Below are 14,126 nucleotides of genomic sequence, written 5' to 3' on the forward strand. Positions count from 1 at the left end.
CCCATGAAGGTAACGCTCGGATTGCTCCAACATGCCTGCACGGCCGACCCGGCGCAGAATCTCCGTAAAACCCTGGCCCTGACCGAACAGGCGGCCAAGCGCGGGGCGAAGATCATCTGCACGCAGGAGCTCTTCCGGTCCCAGTATTTCTGCCAGAGCGAGGACCATGCGAATTTCAAGCTGGCCGAGTCCATCCCGGGGCCGAGCACCGCGGCGTTTCAGAAGCTGGCGAAGAAATACCGCGTGGTGATCGTGGCCTCGTTGTTTGAGAAGCGCGCCGGCGGCCTCTACCACAACACGGCGGTGATCATTGATGCGGACGGCCAGCTGCTCGGGATCTACCGGAAGATGCATATCCCGGACGATCCGCTCTACTACGAGAAGTTCTATTTCACGCCCGGGGACACGGGCTTCCGGGCCTGGCAGACGAAATACGGCAAGATCGGCGTGCTGATCTGCTGGGACCAGTGGTATCCCGAAGGTGCCCGGCTCACGGCGTTGCAGGGTGCGGAGGTCCTGTTTTACCCCACGGCCATCGGCTGGCATCCGCAAGAGAAGAAGCAGTACGGCCAGAACCAGCACGGCGCATGGGAGACGATCCAGCGGGCGCACGGCGTGGCCAACGGCTGCTTTGTCGCCGCGATCAACCGCATCGGTACGGAAAGGCCGGTGGGCGGCGATGGCATCGAGTTCTGGGGGCAGAGCTTTGTGTCGGGCACGAGCGGCGAAATCCTGGCCAAGGCCTCCGTGGATAAGGAGGAAATCCTGCTCGTCCCGGTGGATCTGGGCAGCGTGGATACCACCCGCACGCACTGGCCGTTCCTGCGCGACCGCCGGATCGACGCGTACGGCGACATCACGAAGCGATTCATTGACTAAGCCATGGCCGTGAAAAAAACGCCCGCCGCGCTCGGCTTCCGGATGCCGGCCGAGTGGGAGCCGCAGGAGGCCGTGTGGCTGTCGTGGCCGCACAACCACGCGACCTGGCCCGGGCAGTTCCGGCCAATTCCGTATGTGTTCGCCGAAATCGTGCGGCAGATCAGCCGGTTTGAGGCAGTGCGGATCAATTGTGCCGCCGCGCTTCAACCGCGCGCGAAGCGCCTGTGTGCCAAAGCCGGGGCGGACATGAAGCGCGTGACCTTCTACAATCACCCGACGAACGACGCATGGTGTCGCGACCATGGCCCGATCTTCGTGAAGCATGATCGCACGGGCGAGGTGGCGGTGACCGATTGGGTGCACAATGCTTGGGGCGGCAAGTACCCGCCCTACGACCTCGACAACCTCATTCCGCCCAGCATCGCCCGGAAACTGAAACTCCGCCGGTTTGAAAACGATCTGGTGCTCGAAGGCGGCTCGATCGACGTAAACGGGGCCGGCCTGCTGCTCACGAGCGAGCAATGCCTGTTGAATCCGAACCGCAATCCGCACCTGACGCGGGCGCAGATCGAGCAAAATCTCCGGGACTACCTGGGCGTGAAGCAGGTGCTGTGGGTGGGCGAGGGGATCGTGGGCGACGACACGGACGGGCACATCGATGACATCACGCGATTCTTCAAGGCCGACGGTTTCATCACCTGCGTCGAACCCCAGCAGCGCGACCCCAACCACCGGTTGCTGGCCGAGAATCTCGAGCGGCTGCGTGGTTTCCGCACGCCGGGGGGGCGCAAATTTGAAATCGTGGAACTGCCCATGCCAGCGCAACTCGCTTTCCGCGGGCAGCGGGTGCCGGCCAGCTACGCGAATTTCCTGATCATCAACGGGGCCGTGCTCGTGCCGCAGTTCCGGCAGCCGAAGCGCGACGCCGCCGCCTGCGCGATCATCGGGAACTGTTTCCCCGGCCGGGAGGTCATTCCCATCGACTGCTATCACCTGATCTGGGGTCTCGGCACCCTGCACTGCATTTCGCAACAACAGCCGGCCTGAAACCATGAAAACCCTCCCGCTTCTGGCCGCCTTGGCCGCCCTGCTATTCGCCGGCTGTGAATCCACCTCGTTTTCCGACCGCTTCGAGACCGTGCCGCCGCAGGTGCAGTCGGTGCCAGGTGAAGTCGAGGAAGTCTACTTCGCGGCCCAAAAGGCCTTCAAGCGGTTGGATTTTGTGCTGACGCGCTCGTCCATGGGCCGCGTCGAGGCGGCGAGTGCCATCAGGACCAGCGAGACCTTTGGTGACTCCCGGCAGATGATCGCCCGGCTCAAAATCACCCAGGGTGAGGCCGGCCAATCCGAGGTGGCCCTGAGCCTGACCGAGGAGGCGGTCAGCGCCTCGATGGGCGGGACGCGGCAGCAGGGGCTGCGGGACCATGGCTTCTACCAGCTCTATTTCGCTACGCTGCAGCAGGTTTTGGTGGAGCGGGCGACGGACCGGGCGGTCGAGAAAAACTGATTATTCTCTTGCCGGGCGGAGGGGGATCGGGGACTTTTTGCCCCTTACGCGGCGTTCTTAGGTCAGGCCGGTGTTGCCGCACGCTCCCACCGGCTTGTCAGACAGTCCAACCCTCAACCAGCGGATCCGCAAGGATCCACCCCGGATTGCCGGACGTGCCGGAGCACGCGGCCGACTTTCCGAACATCGTCATCATGAGTTCGCTAATGCAAGAACTGCTCGCCCAGAGCACCTTCGACAAACTGAAGGCCGGTAGCATCGTCTCGGGCGTCATCACTGAAATCCGCGCCAATGAAGTCGTCGTCGACATCGGCGGCAAAGCGGAAGGCGTCATCCCCGCCAACGAGTTCTCCGATCTCGGTGAACTCCAGATCGGCTCCACCATCGAGGTCATCCTCGAGAAGCTCGAGGACAAGGAGGGCAACCCCATCCTCTCCTACGAGCAGGCGCAGCAGAAGAAGAACTGGGAAAACATCCTCTCGAAGTGCCAGGAGGGCGCCATCGTCCCCGGCCGCGTGAAGACCAAGGTGAAGGGCGGCCTGATCGTCTCGATCGGCGTCGACTCCTTCCTCCCGGCCTCGCACATCGACATCCAGCCCCCCAAGAACCTCGACCAGTACGTCGGCCAGACCTACGATTTCAAGGTTCTCAAAATCAATCACGAGCGGAAGAACATCGTGCTCTCCCGCCGCGAGCTCATCGAGGAACAGCGCGTCTCCAAGCGCCGCGACCTGCTCGAGAAGCTCCAGCCGGGCCAGGTCCGCAAGGGCGTGGTCAAGAACATCACCGACTTCGGCGCGTTCATCGACCTCGACGGCATGGACGGCCTGCTGCACATCACCGACATGAGCTGGGGCCGCATCGGCCACCCGTCCGAGCTGCTGAAGCAGGGCGAGGAGATCGAGGTGATGATCATCGACATCAACCGCGAGAAAGAGCGCGTGTCGCTCGGCCTCAAGCAGACCAAGAACAACCCGTGGGACAACATCGACCACAAGTTCCCGGTCGGTTCCAAGATCCACGGCAAGGTCGTCAATCTCGTGCCGTACGGCGCCTTCATCGAGCTCGAGCCCGGTGTCGAGGGCCTCGTGCACATCACCGAGATGTCCTGGACCAAGCGCATCAACAAGCCCTCCGAGCTGCTCAAGGTCGGCCAGGAGCTCGATGCGGTCGTCCTCGGCATCCAGAAGGATGAGCAGAAGATCTCGCTCGGTCTCCGCCAGCTGGAGCCGAACCCGTGGGATATGGTGCGCCACAACTACCCGGTGGGCGCCCGCGTCCGCGGCAAGGTGCGCAACATGACCACCTACGGCGCCTTCGTCGAACTCGAGGAAGGCATCGACGGCATGGTGCACGTCTCCGACATGTCCTGGACCCGCAAGATCAACCACCCGTCCGAGATGCTCAAGAAGGGCGACGAAGTGGACGCGATCGTGCTCGACGTGGACGCCGGCCAGCAGCGCATCAGCCTCGGCATGAAGCAGCTCGCCACCGACCCGTGGACCGACATCGACTCGTTCTTCCGCATCGGCGACGTCGTCCAGGGTGTCATCTCCAAGGTGACCACCTTCGGCGCCTTCGTGGAGCTCAAGGACGGCATCGACGGCCTCGTCCACATCTCGCAGATCCAGGAAGATCGCGTGGACAAGGTGAAGGACGTGCTCAAGCCCGAGCAGCAGGTGTCCGCCCGCGTCATCAAGATCGACCGTGAGGCGCGCCGCATCGGCCTCTCGATCAAGGCCGCCAACTACTCGGCGGAGCAGCTCGCGCAGGAAACTGCGACCTACGAGCAGTTCTCCAAGAGCTCCGGCGCCTCCGACATGACGAACCTCGGCGACATCTTCGACGAGGCCGCCAAGAAGGAATAAGGCCGGTCGAGTCTCCAGACTTCCAAGGCGTCCCGCGCAAGCGGGGCGCCTTTTTTTTGGGGGGTAGGGCCGGTCTTTGACTGGACCGACTCCGGGCCGCGTGCGCCGGAAACAACCTTAACTGTCAGACAAGCGTTCTAAGGCCGAGGCGGTGGACGAGCTTGAACTTCGACAGTCGCGCGGGTGGTCTAGGGACGGATTTCCCCTAACCCCGATCCCCATGAGAAAGCTGATTGTCCTGTGCCTGTGTCTCGTCACGTCCGCGTTTGCCCAGAAATTCGAGGGCCTCGTGCTCACGCCCCCGATGGGCTGGAACACCTGGAACACCTTCGCGAGCAACATCGACGAGTTCATGATCAAGGAGACCGCCGAGGCCATGATCAAAAACGGCATGCGGGACGCGGGCTACGTCTACATCGTGCTCGACGACACCTGGTCGGCGATGGAGCGCGACGCACAGGGCAACCTGCAGGCGCACCCGGTCAAGTTCCCCAGCGGCATGAAGGCCTTGGGCGACTGGCTGCACGCGCGCGGGTTCAAGTTCGGCATCTACAACTGCGCGGGGCGCAAGACCTGCGCGGGTTATCCGGGCGGCTGGGGTCATGAATTTCAGGACGCCCTCAAATACGCCGAGTGGGGCGTGGACTACCTGAAATACGACTGGTGCACGGCAGGCGACGCGAACCCCAAGGACGCCTACACCCGCATGCGCGATGCGCTGTGGGCCGCCAAGCGCCCGATCGTCTTCAGCATTTGCGAGTGGGGCGGCAGCAAGCCCTGGGAATGGGCGAAGGACGTCGGCCACCTTTGGCGCACCACCGGCGACATCACCGACTGTTACGATTGCATCCAGCGCTGGGAGAACGGCTGGAAGGTCATCCTCGATCTGCAGCACTCGCAGGTCCAGCCGGCCGACGGCCAGAACAACGGCATCGGCAAATTCGCCGGCCCGGGCCACTGGAACGATCCGGACATGCTGGAGGTCGGCAACGCCGGCCTGACCTTCGCCGAGTCCCGCGCCCATTTCAGCCTCTGGGGCATCCTCGCCGCCCCGCTCATGGCTGGCAACGATGTGCGCAAGATGTCGCCCGAGATCACAGCGCTGCTGACCGACAAGGAGGCTCTGGCCATCAACCAGGATCCCCTCGGCAAGCAGGGCTGGCGTTTCCGCCGCGAGCCCGGCCGCGAGATCTGGGTGCGCGAGCTGGCTGGCGGCGAGTGGGCGATCGCCCTGCTGAACAGCGGCGACGAGACCGCCGAGTTGGAGATCGATTTCAGCCACGGCTTCTGGTTCCTCGGTGGCGAGTGCACCGTGCGTGACATCTGGGACAAGCAGGACGTCGGCACAACGGCCCAGCCCTTCAAGAAGCAGCTCGCGGCCCACGACGTCGCCTACTTGCGGGTGAAACCGATCAAGAAGTGACCGCGGGCAAGGTCGCCGCAAACAACGACCCTGCAGGCTGGAACTGGCGCGACGCCGGCGCGCCCGTGGATTTCGGGCATTAAAAAACGCGCAACTGGAGGGTTGCGCGTTTTGTTTGGGCGGACGTCTCGGTTAATTGACGGGCTCGGTCTGGCGGGCGACGAGACCGCGGATGGCATCGGCGCGTTCCCCGGCGAAGCGCTCTTCCTCGACCTCATCCGCGGTGCGGATGCGGTTGTGGCTCTGCATCTGCCGGCGGATCTTGGCCAGGGCGAGGTACTCGAGCTGGCGGATGCGTTCGCGGGTGACCTTGAATTTCTTGCCGACCTCCTCGAGGGTCAGCTCCTTCTCGCCGTCCAAGCCGAAGCGCAGCTTGATGATGCTGGCTTCGCGGGGGTCGAGGGAGTTGACCATGGCGCTGAGATCCTCGCGGAGATTCTTGTCGCCCAGACCCTCGTAAGGGCTGACGGCGGCATCATCGCCCACGAGGTCTCCGAGCGTGGCCGAACCATCGTCTTCGCCGACGGGGGCGTCGAGGGAGGCGGGGCGGACGCTGACGGTCTTCAGCAGGGCGACCTTGGCGGTCGGGATCTGCAATTCCGCCGCGATCTCCTCATTCTCCGGCTCGCGGCCGAGTTCGTCGGTAAGCTTCGCGATCATCTTCCGCATGCGGGAGATCTTGTCGACGAGATGGACAGGCAGGCGGATCGTCTTGGACTGGTTGGCCAGGGCGCGCTTCATGGACTGCTTGATCCACCAAGCAGCATAGGTGGAGAGCTTGCCGCCCTTGGCGGGGTCGAAGCGCTCGACGGCCTTGATCAGGCCGAGGTTGCCCTCGCTGATGAGGTCCATGAGCGGGAGGCCCATCTGGTTGTAGTCGTAGGCAATCTTCACGACGAGGCGCAGGTTGGCCTTGATCATGTGGTCGCGGGCGGCCTTGTCGCCCTTCTTGATGCGGGCGGCCAGCTTGATCTCCTCCTGCACGGTGAGGAGGGGCGTCAGACGGATCTCGTTCAGGTAAAGCTGGAGATTGGACCGCTCATCGCGCCGGTCGACAGGCGAGGCGACATCAAACTGGGAGGCCGGGGCGGCGGGGGTGATCTCGGGGCGGACGGTCAGGCCCTCGTCAGCAGACGGAATGGAGAGGGCAGGGGTGATCGGGCGGTTCGCAGAGGTCGGGACTGATTCCCGCGTGGATTGGGTAGTCTTTTTGCGAGTGGGCATGATGAAAGGGTGGTGACGAGTGGGACAGGTGAGTGGTTACTCTGCTGTTCCTTGCATTTAAGATGCCTGAGGCCGGGATTTAATTCCCAGCCCCTCATCTGACACAGACTACGCGGGATGGTGCCCGGCAGATGCCTTAACTCGACAACCGATCCGCCAAGGCGATGGCCTTGAAGAGGGCGGAGGCCTTGTTGATGGTCTCCTGATACTCCGCGGCTGGGACCGAATCGGCCACCACCCCGGCCCCGGCCTGGATGTGCACCTGACCATCCTTAACCAATGCTGTCCTGAGAGTTATGCAGGAGTCAAGATTGCCATCGTAGCTGAAATAGCCCAAGGCGCCGGCGTAGCTGCCGCGCTGGGTTCCCTCTTTTTCAGCAATAAGTTGCATGGCGCGAATTTTTGGGGCGCCGCTGACCGTGCCGGCGGGAAAGGTGGCACGCATGAGGTCAAAAGCGGATCGTTCTGGCGCTAGTTGTCCCTCTACCTGGGACACAATGTGCATGACATGCGAGTAGCGCTCGATGGTCATGAATTCGGGCACTTTGACCGTGCCGTAAGCGCAGACGCGGCCGATGTCGTTACGGGCCAGGTCGACCAGCATCAGGTGCTCGGCCTTTTCCTTTTCGTCGGCGAGCAGTTCCTTTTCGAGGGCGACGTCCTCGGCCGTGGACTTGCCGCGGGGACGGGTGCCGGCGATGGGACGGATCTCGACTTTGCGGCCGGTCAGACGCACATGGACCTCGGGGGAGGCCCCGACGAGGGCGAAGTCGCCGGTGTCGAGCAGGAACATGTAGGGCGACGGGTTGACCGTGCGCAGGGCGCGGTAGAGATCGAGCGGGGTCTTCGTAAACGCGCGGCTGAAGCGCTGGGAGAGCACGATCTGGAAAATGTCGCCGGCCCGGATGAACTCCTTGGAGTCATCCACCATTTTCTCAAAAGCAGCCTGCGTGAAATTGCCCGGCGGGACCTGCACCGGGCCGGTCATCCCGAGGGTGGCGGGGGCGAGGGGGGAGGGCCGGCCCAGCGCGGCCTGCAGGCGCAGCAGTTCCGTGCAGGCGGCATCATACGCAGCGCCCGAGTCAGCGCCCACGTGGGCGTTGACGATGAGCCGCATGGTCTGGTGGGCCCGGTCAAAGGCCACGACCGAGTCGCAAAACATGAACCACATGGCCGGTACGCCGAGTTCATCGCGGGCGGCCAGCGGGACGGACGGCTCCACGCTGTGGATGAATTCATACCCCAGGTAGCCTACGGCGCCGCCGGTGAAGGGGGGGAGGCCAGGGATCTCGACCGGCTTGTAGCCGGCGAGTTCGGACTCGAGCAGTTTCAGGGGATCGGCGTCGCCGGGGCGCGCGGTGATGATCTGGCGCGGGTTGCAGCCGATGAAGCTGAAACGGGAAACGTTTTCCCCACCCTCCACGGATTCGAGCAGGAAGGCCGGGCCGGTGCCGCGGAGCTTTGCAAAGGCCGAGACCGGGGTCTCGAGGTCGGCCAGCAGGTCGGTGCAGACCGGGATGACGTTGCCCTGGCGGCTGAGTTCGAGGAAGGCGGCGCGGGTGGGGGTGACTTGCATGGGCTATTCGACGGTCACCGACTTGGCCAGATTGCGGGGCTTGTCGACATCCCGTTTCAGCGCGTCGGCGATGTAATAGCTCAAAAGCTGGACCGGCACAGTCGCCACCACGGGCAGCACCGCCTCGTGGCACTCGGGGATGCGGATCACCTCGTCGGCCAGCCCTTCGGGCAGTTCGCAGGCCTCAGTGGCGATGGCGATGATCGGGCCTTTGCGCGCCTTGATCTCCTGCATGGAGGAGATGACCTTGTGAAACATCTCGCCGGAGGAGACGAAGAACACGGACGGGCATTTCTCGCTGATGAGGGCGATGGGGCCGTGCTTCATCTCGGCCGCGGGGTAGCCTTCGGCGTGGATGTAGGAGATTTCCTTGAGCTTCAGCGCGCCCTCGAGGGCGACAGGGAAGAGGGAAAGGCGACCGAGGAAGAGGAAGTCGTGGAAATGGGCGTAGCGCTGTGCGATGGCCTTGATGTGGGGGGCCTGTTCGAGGGTCCGGCGCACGAGGTCGGGTGCACCCTTCAGGGCCTTCACGATCTCGACGCCGTCGCTGAAGCTCATGTCGCGCATGCGGCCAAGGTAGAGGCCGAGCATCGCCCCCAGCAGGATCTGCGAGGTGAAGGCCTTGGTCGAGGCGACGCCGATCTCAGGGCCGACGTGCTGGTAGACGCCGCCATCCGCCTCGCGGGCGATGGTCGAGCCGACGACATTGCTGACGGCGAGGACCTTGTAGCCCTTGCGCTTGGCCTCGCGGAGGGCGGCCAGGGTGTCGATCGTCTCGCCCGACTGGCTGACGGTGAAGAAGAGGGTGTTATTGCCGAGGGGCATGTTCCGGTACCGGAACTCGGAGGCGTAGTCGACCTCCACGGGCACACGGGCGAAGTGCTCGATGAGGTGCTCGGTGACGAGGCAGGAATGCCAGGCGCTGCCGCAGGCGAGGAAATGAATCCGGTCGACCTGGCGCAGGTCCACGGCGGAGATGTTGAGGCCGCCGAACTGGGCGGTGCTGCCGTCCTCCGAGAAGCGTCCGCGCATGGTGTTTTCGAGGGCGGCCGGCTGCTCGAAAATCTCCTTCTCCATGAAATGGGTGTAGGTGCCGAGTTCGGCATCAGCGATGTTCCAGGTGATCTTGTCGATGACCGGGGACACGTCCTCGGCGTCGAGGGTGCTGATGGAAAAACTTTTCGCGGTCAGGTGGACCACCTCGCCGTCTTTAAGGTAGACGACATTCTGCGTGCGGCTGATGATGGCGGACACATCGCTCGCCAGCATGTACTCGCCGTCGCCCACGCCGAGGATCAGGGGGGAGCCCTTGCGCGCGGCCACGATCTCGGCCGGGCAGTCGCCGCACATCACGGCGATGCCGTAGGTGCCCTGGACGTGCCGCAGGGTCTTGCGGACGGACTCGAGGAAGCGGCTGCCTTCGCTGGTGGCGGGTTCCTTCTGGTAGTGGTAGGCGATGAGGTTGCAGAGCACCTCGGTGTCGGTTTCGGACTGGAAGGTGTAGCCCTTCGTCACGAGGAATTTCTTGATGCTGGCGTAGTTCTCGATGACGCCGTTGTGGATCAGGGCGATCTTCTGGTCGCTGCTGATATGGGGGTGGGCGTTGGCGTCGGTGACGCCGCCGTGGGTGGCCCAGCGGGTGTGGCCGATGCCGGTGGTGCCGGCGAGTTTCTGGGCGGGGGTGGCCTTGATCAGGCCCTCGACCCGGCCGGCCTTTTTGGCGAGGTCGAAACGGCCGTCATTCTGGATGGCGATGCCAGCGGAATCATAGCCGCGATATTCGAGGCGCTTGAGGCCCTCAAGGATGATGGTGGAGGCTTTTTGCCTGCCGATGTAGCCGACGATTCCGCACATAAGTTGGTTTTGGCTGGAGATTTTTGGGGACCTTCAAATGATACCGCAAGGAATTAGAACACCCCAATTTATGGCGGAATCCAAACGAGTCTTATCAGTGATCATGGGCGGCGGTCGCGGCACGCGGCTCTTTCCCCTGACGAAGGAACGGTGCAAGCCGGCGGTGCCCCTCGCGGGCAAGTACCGACTGGTGGACATCCCGATCAGCAACTGCCTCAACTCGGGCTACAACCGGATCTTCCTGCTCACGCAGTTTCTGACGGCGTCGCTGCACCGACACATCAACAAGAGCTTTCATTTCGACCCGTTTGGCGCGGGCTTCATCGACCTGCTCTCCGCCGAGCAGACGAACCTGAGCACCTCGTGGTATGAGGGTACGGCCGACGCGGTGCGCCGCAACCTGGAGCATTTCGACGCCCACGCGCACGACCTGATTTTGATCCTCTCGGGCGACCAGTTGTACCGGATGGATTTTCGCCAGATCATCGACCAGCACGTGGCCACCGGGGCGGATGTCACCATCGCGGCGATCCCGTTCCCGGTCTCCAAGGTCGAGGGCCTGGGCCTCATGCGGGTGAACGACGACCTTTCCATTTCCGAGTTCGTCGAGAAGCCCAAGGATCCGGCCGTCATCAACAGTCTCACGGTCAGCCCGGCGCTGGAAGCGAAGCTGGAGCCCTGTCCCGAAAAGCGCTGCCTGGCCTCCATGGGCATCTATGTTTTCAGCCGCGACGTCCTGAAGCGCGCGCTGGCGAACGACATGAAGGATTTCGGCAAGGAGGTCATTCCGGCCCTGCTGGGTCAGCAGAAACTCTACAGCTACATCTTCGAGGGCTATTGGGAGGACATCGGCACCGTCCGCGCCTTCTTCGAGGCGAATCTTGCGCTGGCGCAACCGCTGCCGCCCTTTAATTTCTTCGACCGGAGCGCGCCGATCTACACGCATGCCCGTTACCTGCCGGCGTCCAAGATCAACCGCTGCTCCATCGACCATGTGGTCATCGGCGACGGCTGCCTGGTCACGGATTCCACGCTCAAGCACAGTGTCATTGGCATCCGTTCCGTCCTCGGGGAAAATTCCGATCTCGAGGATGTGGTTATGATGGGTTCGGACTACTACCAGACCAAACTGGAGGTCGAGTCCGACAAGGCCCGGGGCCGCCCGCCGATCGGCGTGGGTCGCAATTGCCGCATCAAGCGGGCCATCATCGACAAGAACGCCCGCATCGGCGACGGCGTCACGCTTTCACCCGACGGCAAGCCCGACGGCGACTACCCGCACGGGGTGGTGATCCGCGATGGCATCCTCTGCGTCTGCAAGGGCGCGGTGATCCCCTCAGGTTTTACCCTGTGACCGACCGCGGGTGGCGATGATCGCCAGCCCGCTGACGGCCATGAAGAGCGAATAGAACATGCCGCGGCTCAGGCCGAGGATGAGCCCGGCATCGGGTTCGCGGAAGGCCTCGCAGACGACGCGGGCGAGGGCGTAGGCCAGCAGGAACTCGCCGGTGAGACGGCCCGGTTGCGTGCGTACTGCGGGGCTCCGCCAGAAACGCCACTGCAGGTAGGCAAACAACAGGAAACCCTCCAAGGCGGCCTCATACAGCTGAGAGGGATGCCGCGGCACATTGCCCCCGCCGGTCTGCAAGAAAATCACCGCCCAGGGTACGTCCGTCGCTTTGCCCCAGAGCTCGCCGTTCAGGTAATTGGCCAACCGGCCGAGACCCAGTCCGAGGGCCCCGGTGCTGACGATCAGGTCGCTGAGGAGGAAAAAAGAGGTCTGGGATCGCCGGGCAAAGAGGATCAGGGCCACGACCACCCCCAGAAACCCCCCGTGGCTGGCCATGCCGCCTTCCCAGACACGGAAGAAGGCGAGTGGCTCCGTCAGCAAGGTGCCGGGTTGGTAGAGCAAAAAGTACCCCAGCCGGCCGCCGAGCAGCACGCCGGCGATCAAATACGTCATCAGGTCGCTGATGGCCGGGAGCGCGAAGGGGGAGCGGCCCGCGCGCTCATAGCGATGGAGCAGCCACGCGGCGGCGACGAAGCCCAGGAGGTACGCGAGGCCGTAGTAACGAAGGCCGAAGCCTTCGCCGAAGCGAATGAGAAACGGGTGGGGGGTATGAACCCACTGGGCGATCACGGGCCAGCCAAGCATGCCACCAGAGCAGAGGAGGCCGGCGGGTGAACACAATCTCTTTCAAGTCGGGTAACCCGGCTACTTGCGGACCAGCGGAGCACTGTTGCCTTGCGACCGGCACGGCGGACTGGCTTCTTCATCCCATGAGCGTGCTGCAAACGACCCCCCTCAACGCCTTTCACCGCCGGCAAGGCGGACGCATGGTGGACTTCGCCGGCTGGGACATGCCGGTGCAATACCGGAGCATCCTCGAGGAGCACAAGGCGGTGCGCCAACGCGCCGGCCTCTTCGACGTGAGCCACATGGGCGAGGCCGAGGTCAAGGGGCCCGAGGCGCTCAAGTTCCTGCAGCACCTCGTGAGCAACGATTGCAGCAAGCTGTTTCCCGGCCGGGTCCTCTACACCGTGATGTGTTACCCGCATGGCGGGGTGGTCGACGACCTGCTCGTCTATATGCGCGGGCCGGACGACTATTTTCTCTGCATCAATGCCGGCAACATCGCGAAGGACATCGCGTGGATGCAGGAGCAGGTGAAGGGCTTCGCCTGTACCGTGACCGACCGCTCGGCCGACTATGGGCAGATCGCCATCCAGGGCCCGAAGGCCGTGGCGATCGTCCAGGCGCTCACCAGCAGCGACCTGAGCGGCATCAAGTATTACCATTTTGCCGATGGCGAGGTGGCCGGCGTGAAATGCATCATCAGCCGCACCGGTTACACCGGGGAAGACGGCGTCGAACTTTATTGTGCGGCCGGTGACGTGGAACGGCTGACCGAGGCCGTGCTGGCGGCCGGGCTGCCGCACGGTCTCGAGCTAACGGCGCTGGGGGCGCGTGACTCCCTCCGTCTGGAGGCGGGATTCCCGCTTTACGGGCATGAGATCACCGAGAACATCAATCCGCTCGTGGCCGGACTGGGTTGGGTGGTGAAGTTCGACAAGGGCCCGTTCATCGGTTCCGCGGCGCTGCAGGCGGAGAAGGCCAAGGGCCTGGCCAAGAAGATCGTTTTCTTCCGCACGGGCGATCGCCGCATCGTGCGGGCGGGCAGTCCGGTGCTGAACGCGGCCGGCAACGAGGTGGGGCAGGTGGTCTCGGGCACGCTGTCACCCATTCTTAACGAAGCGATCGGATCCGCGCTGATCGACGCGGCCGCGGCCCAGGACCTGCTGATGGTCGATATCCGTGGCACGAAACTGAATTTGCATCTGGTCAAGCCGCCGTTCGTCCCACTAAAGAAGCACTAGACCACTTCCATGAGCAACCTCCCTTCCGATCTGAAATACGCCAAGTCCCACGAATGGCTGAAGCTTTCCGCCGACGGTACCGCCCTCGTGGGCATCACCGATTATGCGCAGAACAGCCTCGGTGATATCACCTTCGTCCAGCTCCCGAAGGTGGGCACTGCGCTCAAGGCCGGCGAGACCTTCGGGGTCGTGGAATCCGTCAAGGCCGCCTCGGATGTTTACGCCCCGGTGGCTGGCACCGTGCTGGAGGTGAACCAGGCGCTCGAGGCGAATCCCGAGCAGGTCAACAGCGCCCCCTATGCCGGGGGCTGGATGCTCAAGCTCAAGCTGATTGATCCGGCCGCCGCGGAATCCCTGCTCAACGCCGCGGATTACGCGAAGGTGATCGGCTGATTGTCTCTTGCGCCGGGGTGGTTC

At 63.7% G+C, this 14,126-nt stretch carries 12 protein-coding genes; 8 read left to right on the forward strand and 4 right to left on the reverse strand.

The window, feature by feature from the left end; translation table 11 throughout:
* Nucleotides 1–3: 3 nt before the first annotated feature.
* The 5 genes from Verru16B_RS13105 to Verru16B_RS13125 all read left to right on the forward strand — a co-directional run bounded on the left by Verru16B_RS13105 (nucleotide 4) and on the right by Verru16B_RS13125 (nucleotide 5,677).
* Nucleotides 4–879, forward strand: a complete 876-nt coding sequence (locus Verru16B_RS13105; RefSeq protein ID WP_069962701.1) for a carbon-nitrogen hydrolase — start codon at nucleotides 4–6, stop codon at nucleotides 877–879.
* A 3-nt stretch (nucleotides 880–882) separates the two neighbouring features.
* Entirely contained in the window at nucleotides 883–1,926 is a 1,044-nt protein-coding gene (locus tag Verru16B_RS13110) for an agmatine deiminase family protein (RefSeq protein WP_069962702.1), read from the forward strand.
* Between the two features lie 4 nt (nucleotides 1,927–1,930).
* Nucleotides 1,931–2,386: a hypothetical protein gene (locus Verru16B_RS13115; protein ID WP_069962703.1), complete on the forward strand. Its 456-nt coding sequence runs from the start codon at nucleotides 1,931–1,933 to the stop codon at nucleotides 2,384–2,386.
* A 194-nt stretch (nucleotides 2,387–2,580) separates the two neighbouring features.
* Nucleotides 2,581–4,254: a 30S ribosomal protein S1 gene (locus tag Verru16B_RS13120; RefSeq protein ID WP_179947398.1), complete on the forward strand. Its 1,674-nt coding sequence runs from the start codon at nucleotides 2,581–2,583 to the stop codon at nucleotides 4,252–4,254.
* 220 nt (nucleotides 4,255–4,474) lie between these two features.
* A complete protein-coding gene (locus Verru16B_RS13125; RefSeq protein ID WP_069962704.1) occupies nucleotides 4,475–5,677 on the forward strand; it encodes a glycoside hydrolase family 27 protein in 1,203 nt (400 codons plus the stop codon).
* 132 nt (nucleotides 5,678–5,809) lie between these two features.
* Here the strand turns inward: Verru16B_RS13125 and Verru16B_RS13130 are convergent, their stop codons facing one another.
* The 3 genes from Verru16B_RS13130 to glmS form a co-directional block, all read right to left on the reverse strand.
* Entirely contained in the window at nucleotides 5,810–6,901 is a 1,092-nt protein-coding gene (locus Verru16B_RS13130) for a sigma-70 family RNA polymerase sigma factor (protein WP_179947399.1), read from the reverse strand.
* A 136-nt stretch (nucleotides 6,902–7,037) separates the two neighbouring features.
* A complete protein-coding gene (gene trpE / locus Verru16B_RS13135) occupies nucleotides 7,038–8,477 on the reverse strand; it encodes an anthranilate synthase component I (RefSeq protein ID WP_069962705.1) in 1,440 nt (479 codons plus the stop codon).
* Nucleotides 8,478–8,480: 3 nt separating this feature from the next.
* A complete protein-coding gene (gene glmS, locus Verru16B_RS13140; protein WP_069962706.1) occupies nucleotides 8,481–10,331 on the reverse strand; it encodes a glutamine--fructose-6-phosphate transaminase (isomerizing) in 1,851 nt (616 codons plus the stop codon).
* Nucleotides 10,332–10,401: 70 nt separating this feature from the next.
* Here glmS and Verru16B_RS13145 point away from each other — a divergent pair, with 70 nt between their 5' ends.
* The gene (locus tag Verru16B_RS13145; protein ID WP_069962707.1) at nucleotides 10,402–11,685 is read left to right on the forward strand and encodes a glucose-1-phosphate adenylyltransferase; all 1,284 of its coding nucleotides are present in this window, start codon (nucleotides 10,402–10,404) and stop codon (nucleotides 11,683–11,685) included.
* Here Verru16B_RS13145 and lgt read toward each other — a convergent pair.
* Entirely contained in the window at nucleotides 11,668–12,486 is an 819-nt protein-coding gene (lgt, locus tag Verru16B_RS13150; RefSeq protein WP_069962708.1) for a prolipoprotein diacylglyceryl transferase, read from the reverse strand. The genes Verru16B_RS13145 and lgt overlap by 18 nt on opposite strands.
* A gap of 125 nt (nucleotides 12,487–12,611) precedes the next feature.
* On the opposite strand from lgt, the gene gcvT reads away from it, so the two are divergent.
* Together gcvT and gcvH are read left to right on the forward strand one after the other, a co-directional pair.
* On the forward strand, nucleotides 12,612–13,709 hold the full coding sequence (gene gcvT / locus Verru16B_RS13155) for a glycine cleavage system aminomethyltransferase GcvT (protein WP_069962709.1): 1,098 nt from the start codon (nucleotides 12,612–12,614) through the stop codon (nucleotides 13,707–13,709).
* Between the two features lie 9 nt (nucleotides 13,710–13,718).
* Nucleotides 13,719–14,102, forward strand: a complete 384-nt coding sequence (gene gcvH, locus Verru16B_RS13160) for a glycine cleavage system protein GcvH (RefSeq protein WP_069962710.1) — start codon at nucleotides 13,719–13,721, stop codon at nucleotides 14,100–14,102.
* The last annotated feature ends 24 nt before the right edge of the window (nucleotides 14,103–14,126 follow it).

It is taken from the genome of Lacunisphaera limnophila (genome assembly GCF_001746835.1).
GTDB classification, from domain to species: domain Bacteria; phylum Verrucomicrobiota; class Verrucomicrobiia; order Opitutales; family Opitutaceae; genus Lacunisphaera; species Lacunisphaera limnophila.

Bases quoted from the DNA above. Each gene is read 5' to 3' on its own strand.
- Verru16B_RS13105 (WP_069962701.1), top strand. From the start codon at position 4: ATGAAGGTAACGCTCGGATTGCTCCAACATGCCTGCACGGCCGACCCG.
- gcvT (WP_069962709.1), top strand. From the start codon at position 12,612: ATGAGCGTGCTGCAAACGACCCCCCTCAACGCCTTTCACCGCCGGCAA.
- Verru16B_RS13115 (WP_069962703.1), top strand. From the start codon at position 1,931: ATGAAAACCCTCCCGCTTCTGGCCGCCTTGGCCGCCCTGCTATTCGCC.
- gcvH (WP_069962710.1), top strand. From the start codon at position 13,719: ATGAGCAACCTCCCTTCCGATCTGAAATACGCCAAGTCCCACGAATGG.
- glmS (WP_069962706.1), bottom strand. From the start codon at position 10,331: ATGTGCGGAATCGTCGGCTACATCGGCAGGCAAAAAGCCTCCACCATC.
- trpE (WP_069962705.1), bottom strand. From the start codon at position 8,477: ATGCAAGTCACCCCCACCCGCGCCGCCTTCCTCGAACTCAGCCGCCAG.
- Verru16B_RS13130 (WP_179947399.1), bottom strand. From the start codon at position 6,901: ATGCCCACTCGCAAAAAGACTACCCAATCCACGCGGGAATCAGTCCCG.
- lgt (WP_069962708.1), bottom strand. From the start codon at position 12,486: ATGCTTGGCTGGCCCGTGATCGCCCAGTGGGTTCATACCCCCCACCCG.
- Verru16B_RS13120 (WP_179947398.1), top strand. From the start codon at position 2,581: ATGAGTTCGCTAATGCAAGAACTGCTCGCCCAGAGCACCTTCGACAAA.
- Verru16B_RS13125 (WP_069962704.1), top strand. From the start codon at position 4,475: ATGAGAAAGCTGATTGTCCTGTGCCTGTGTCTCGTCACGTCCGCGTTT.
- Verru16B_RS13145 (WP_069962707.1), top strand. From the start codon at position 10,402: ATGGCGGAATCCAAACGAGTCTTATCAGTGATCATGGGCGGCGGTCGC.
- Verru16B_RS13110 (WP_069962702.1), top strand. From the start codon at position 883: ATGGCCGTGAAAAAAACGCCCGCCGCGCTCGGCTTCCGGATGCCGGCC.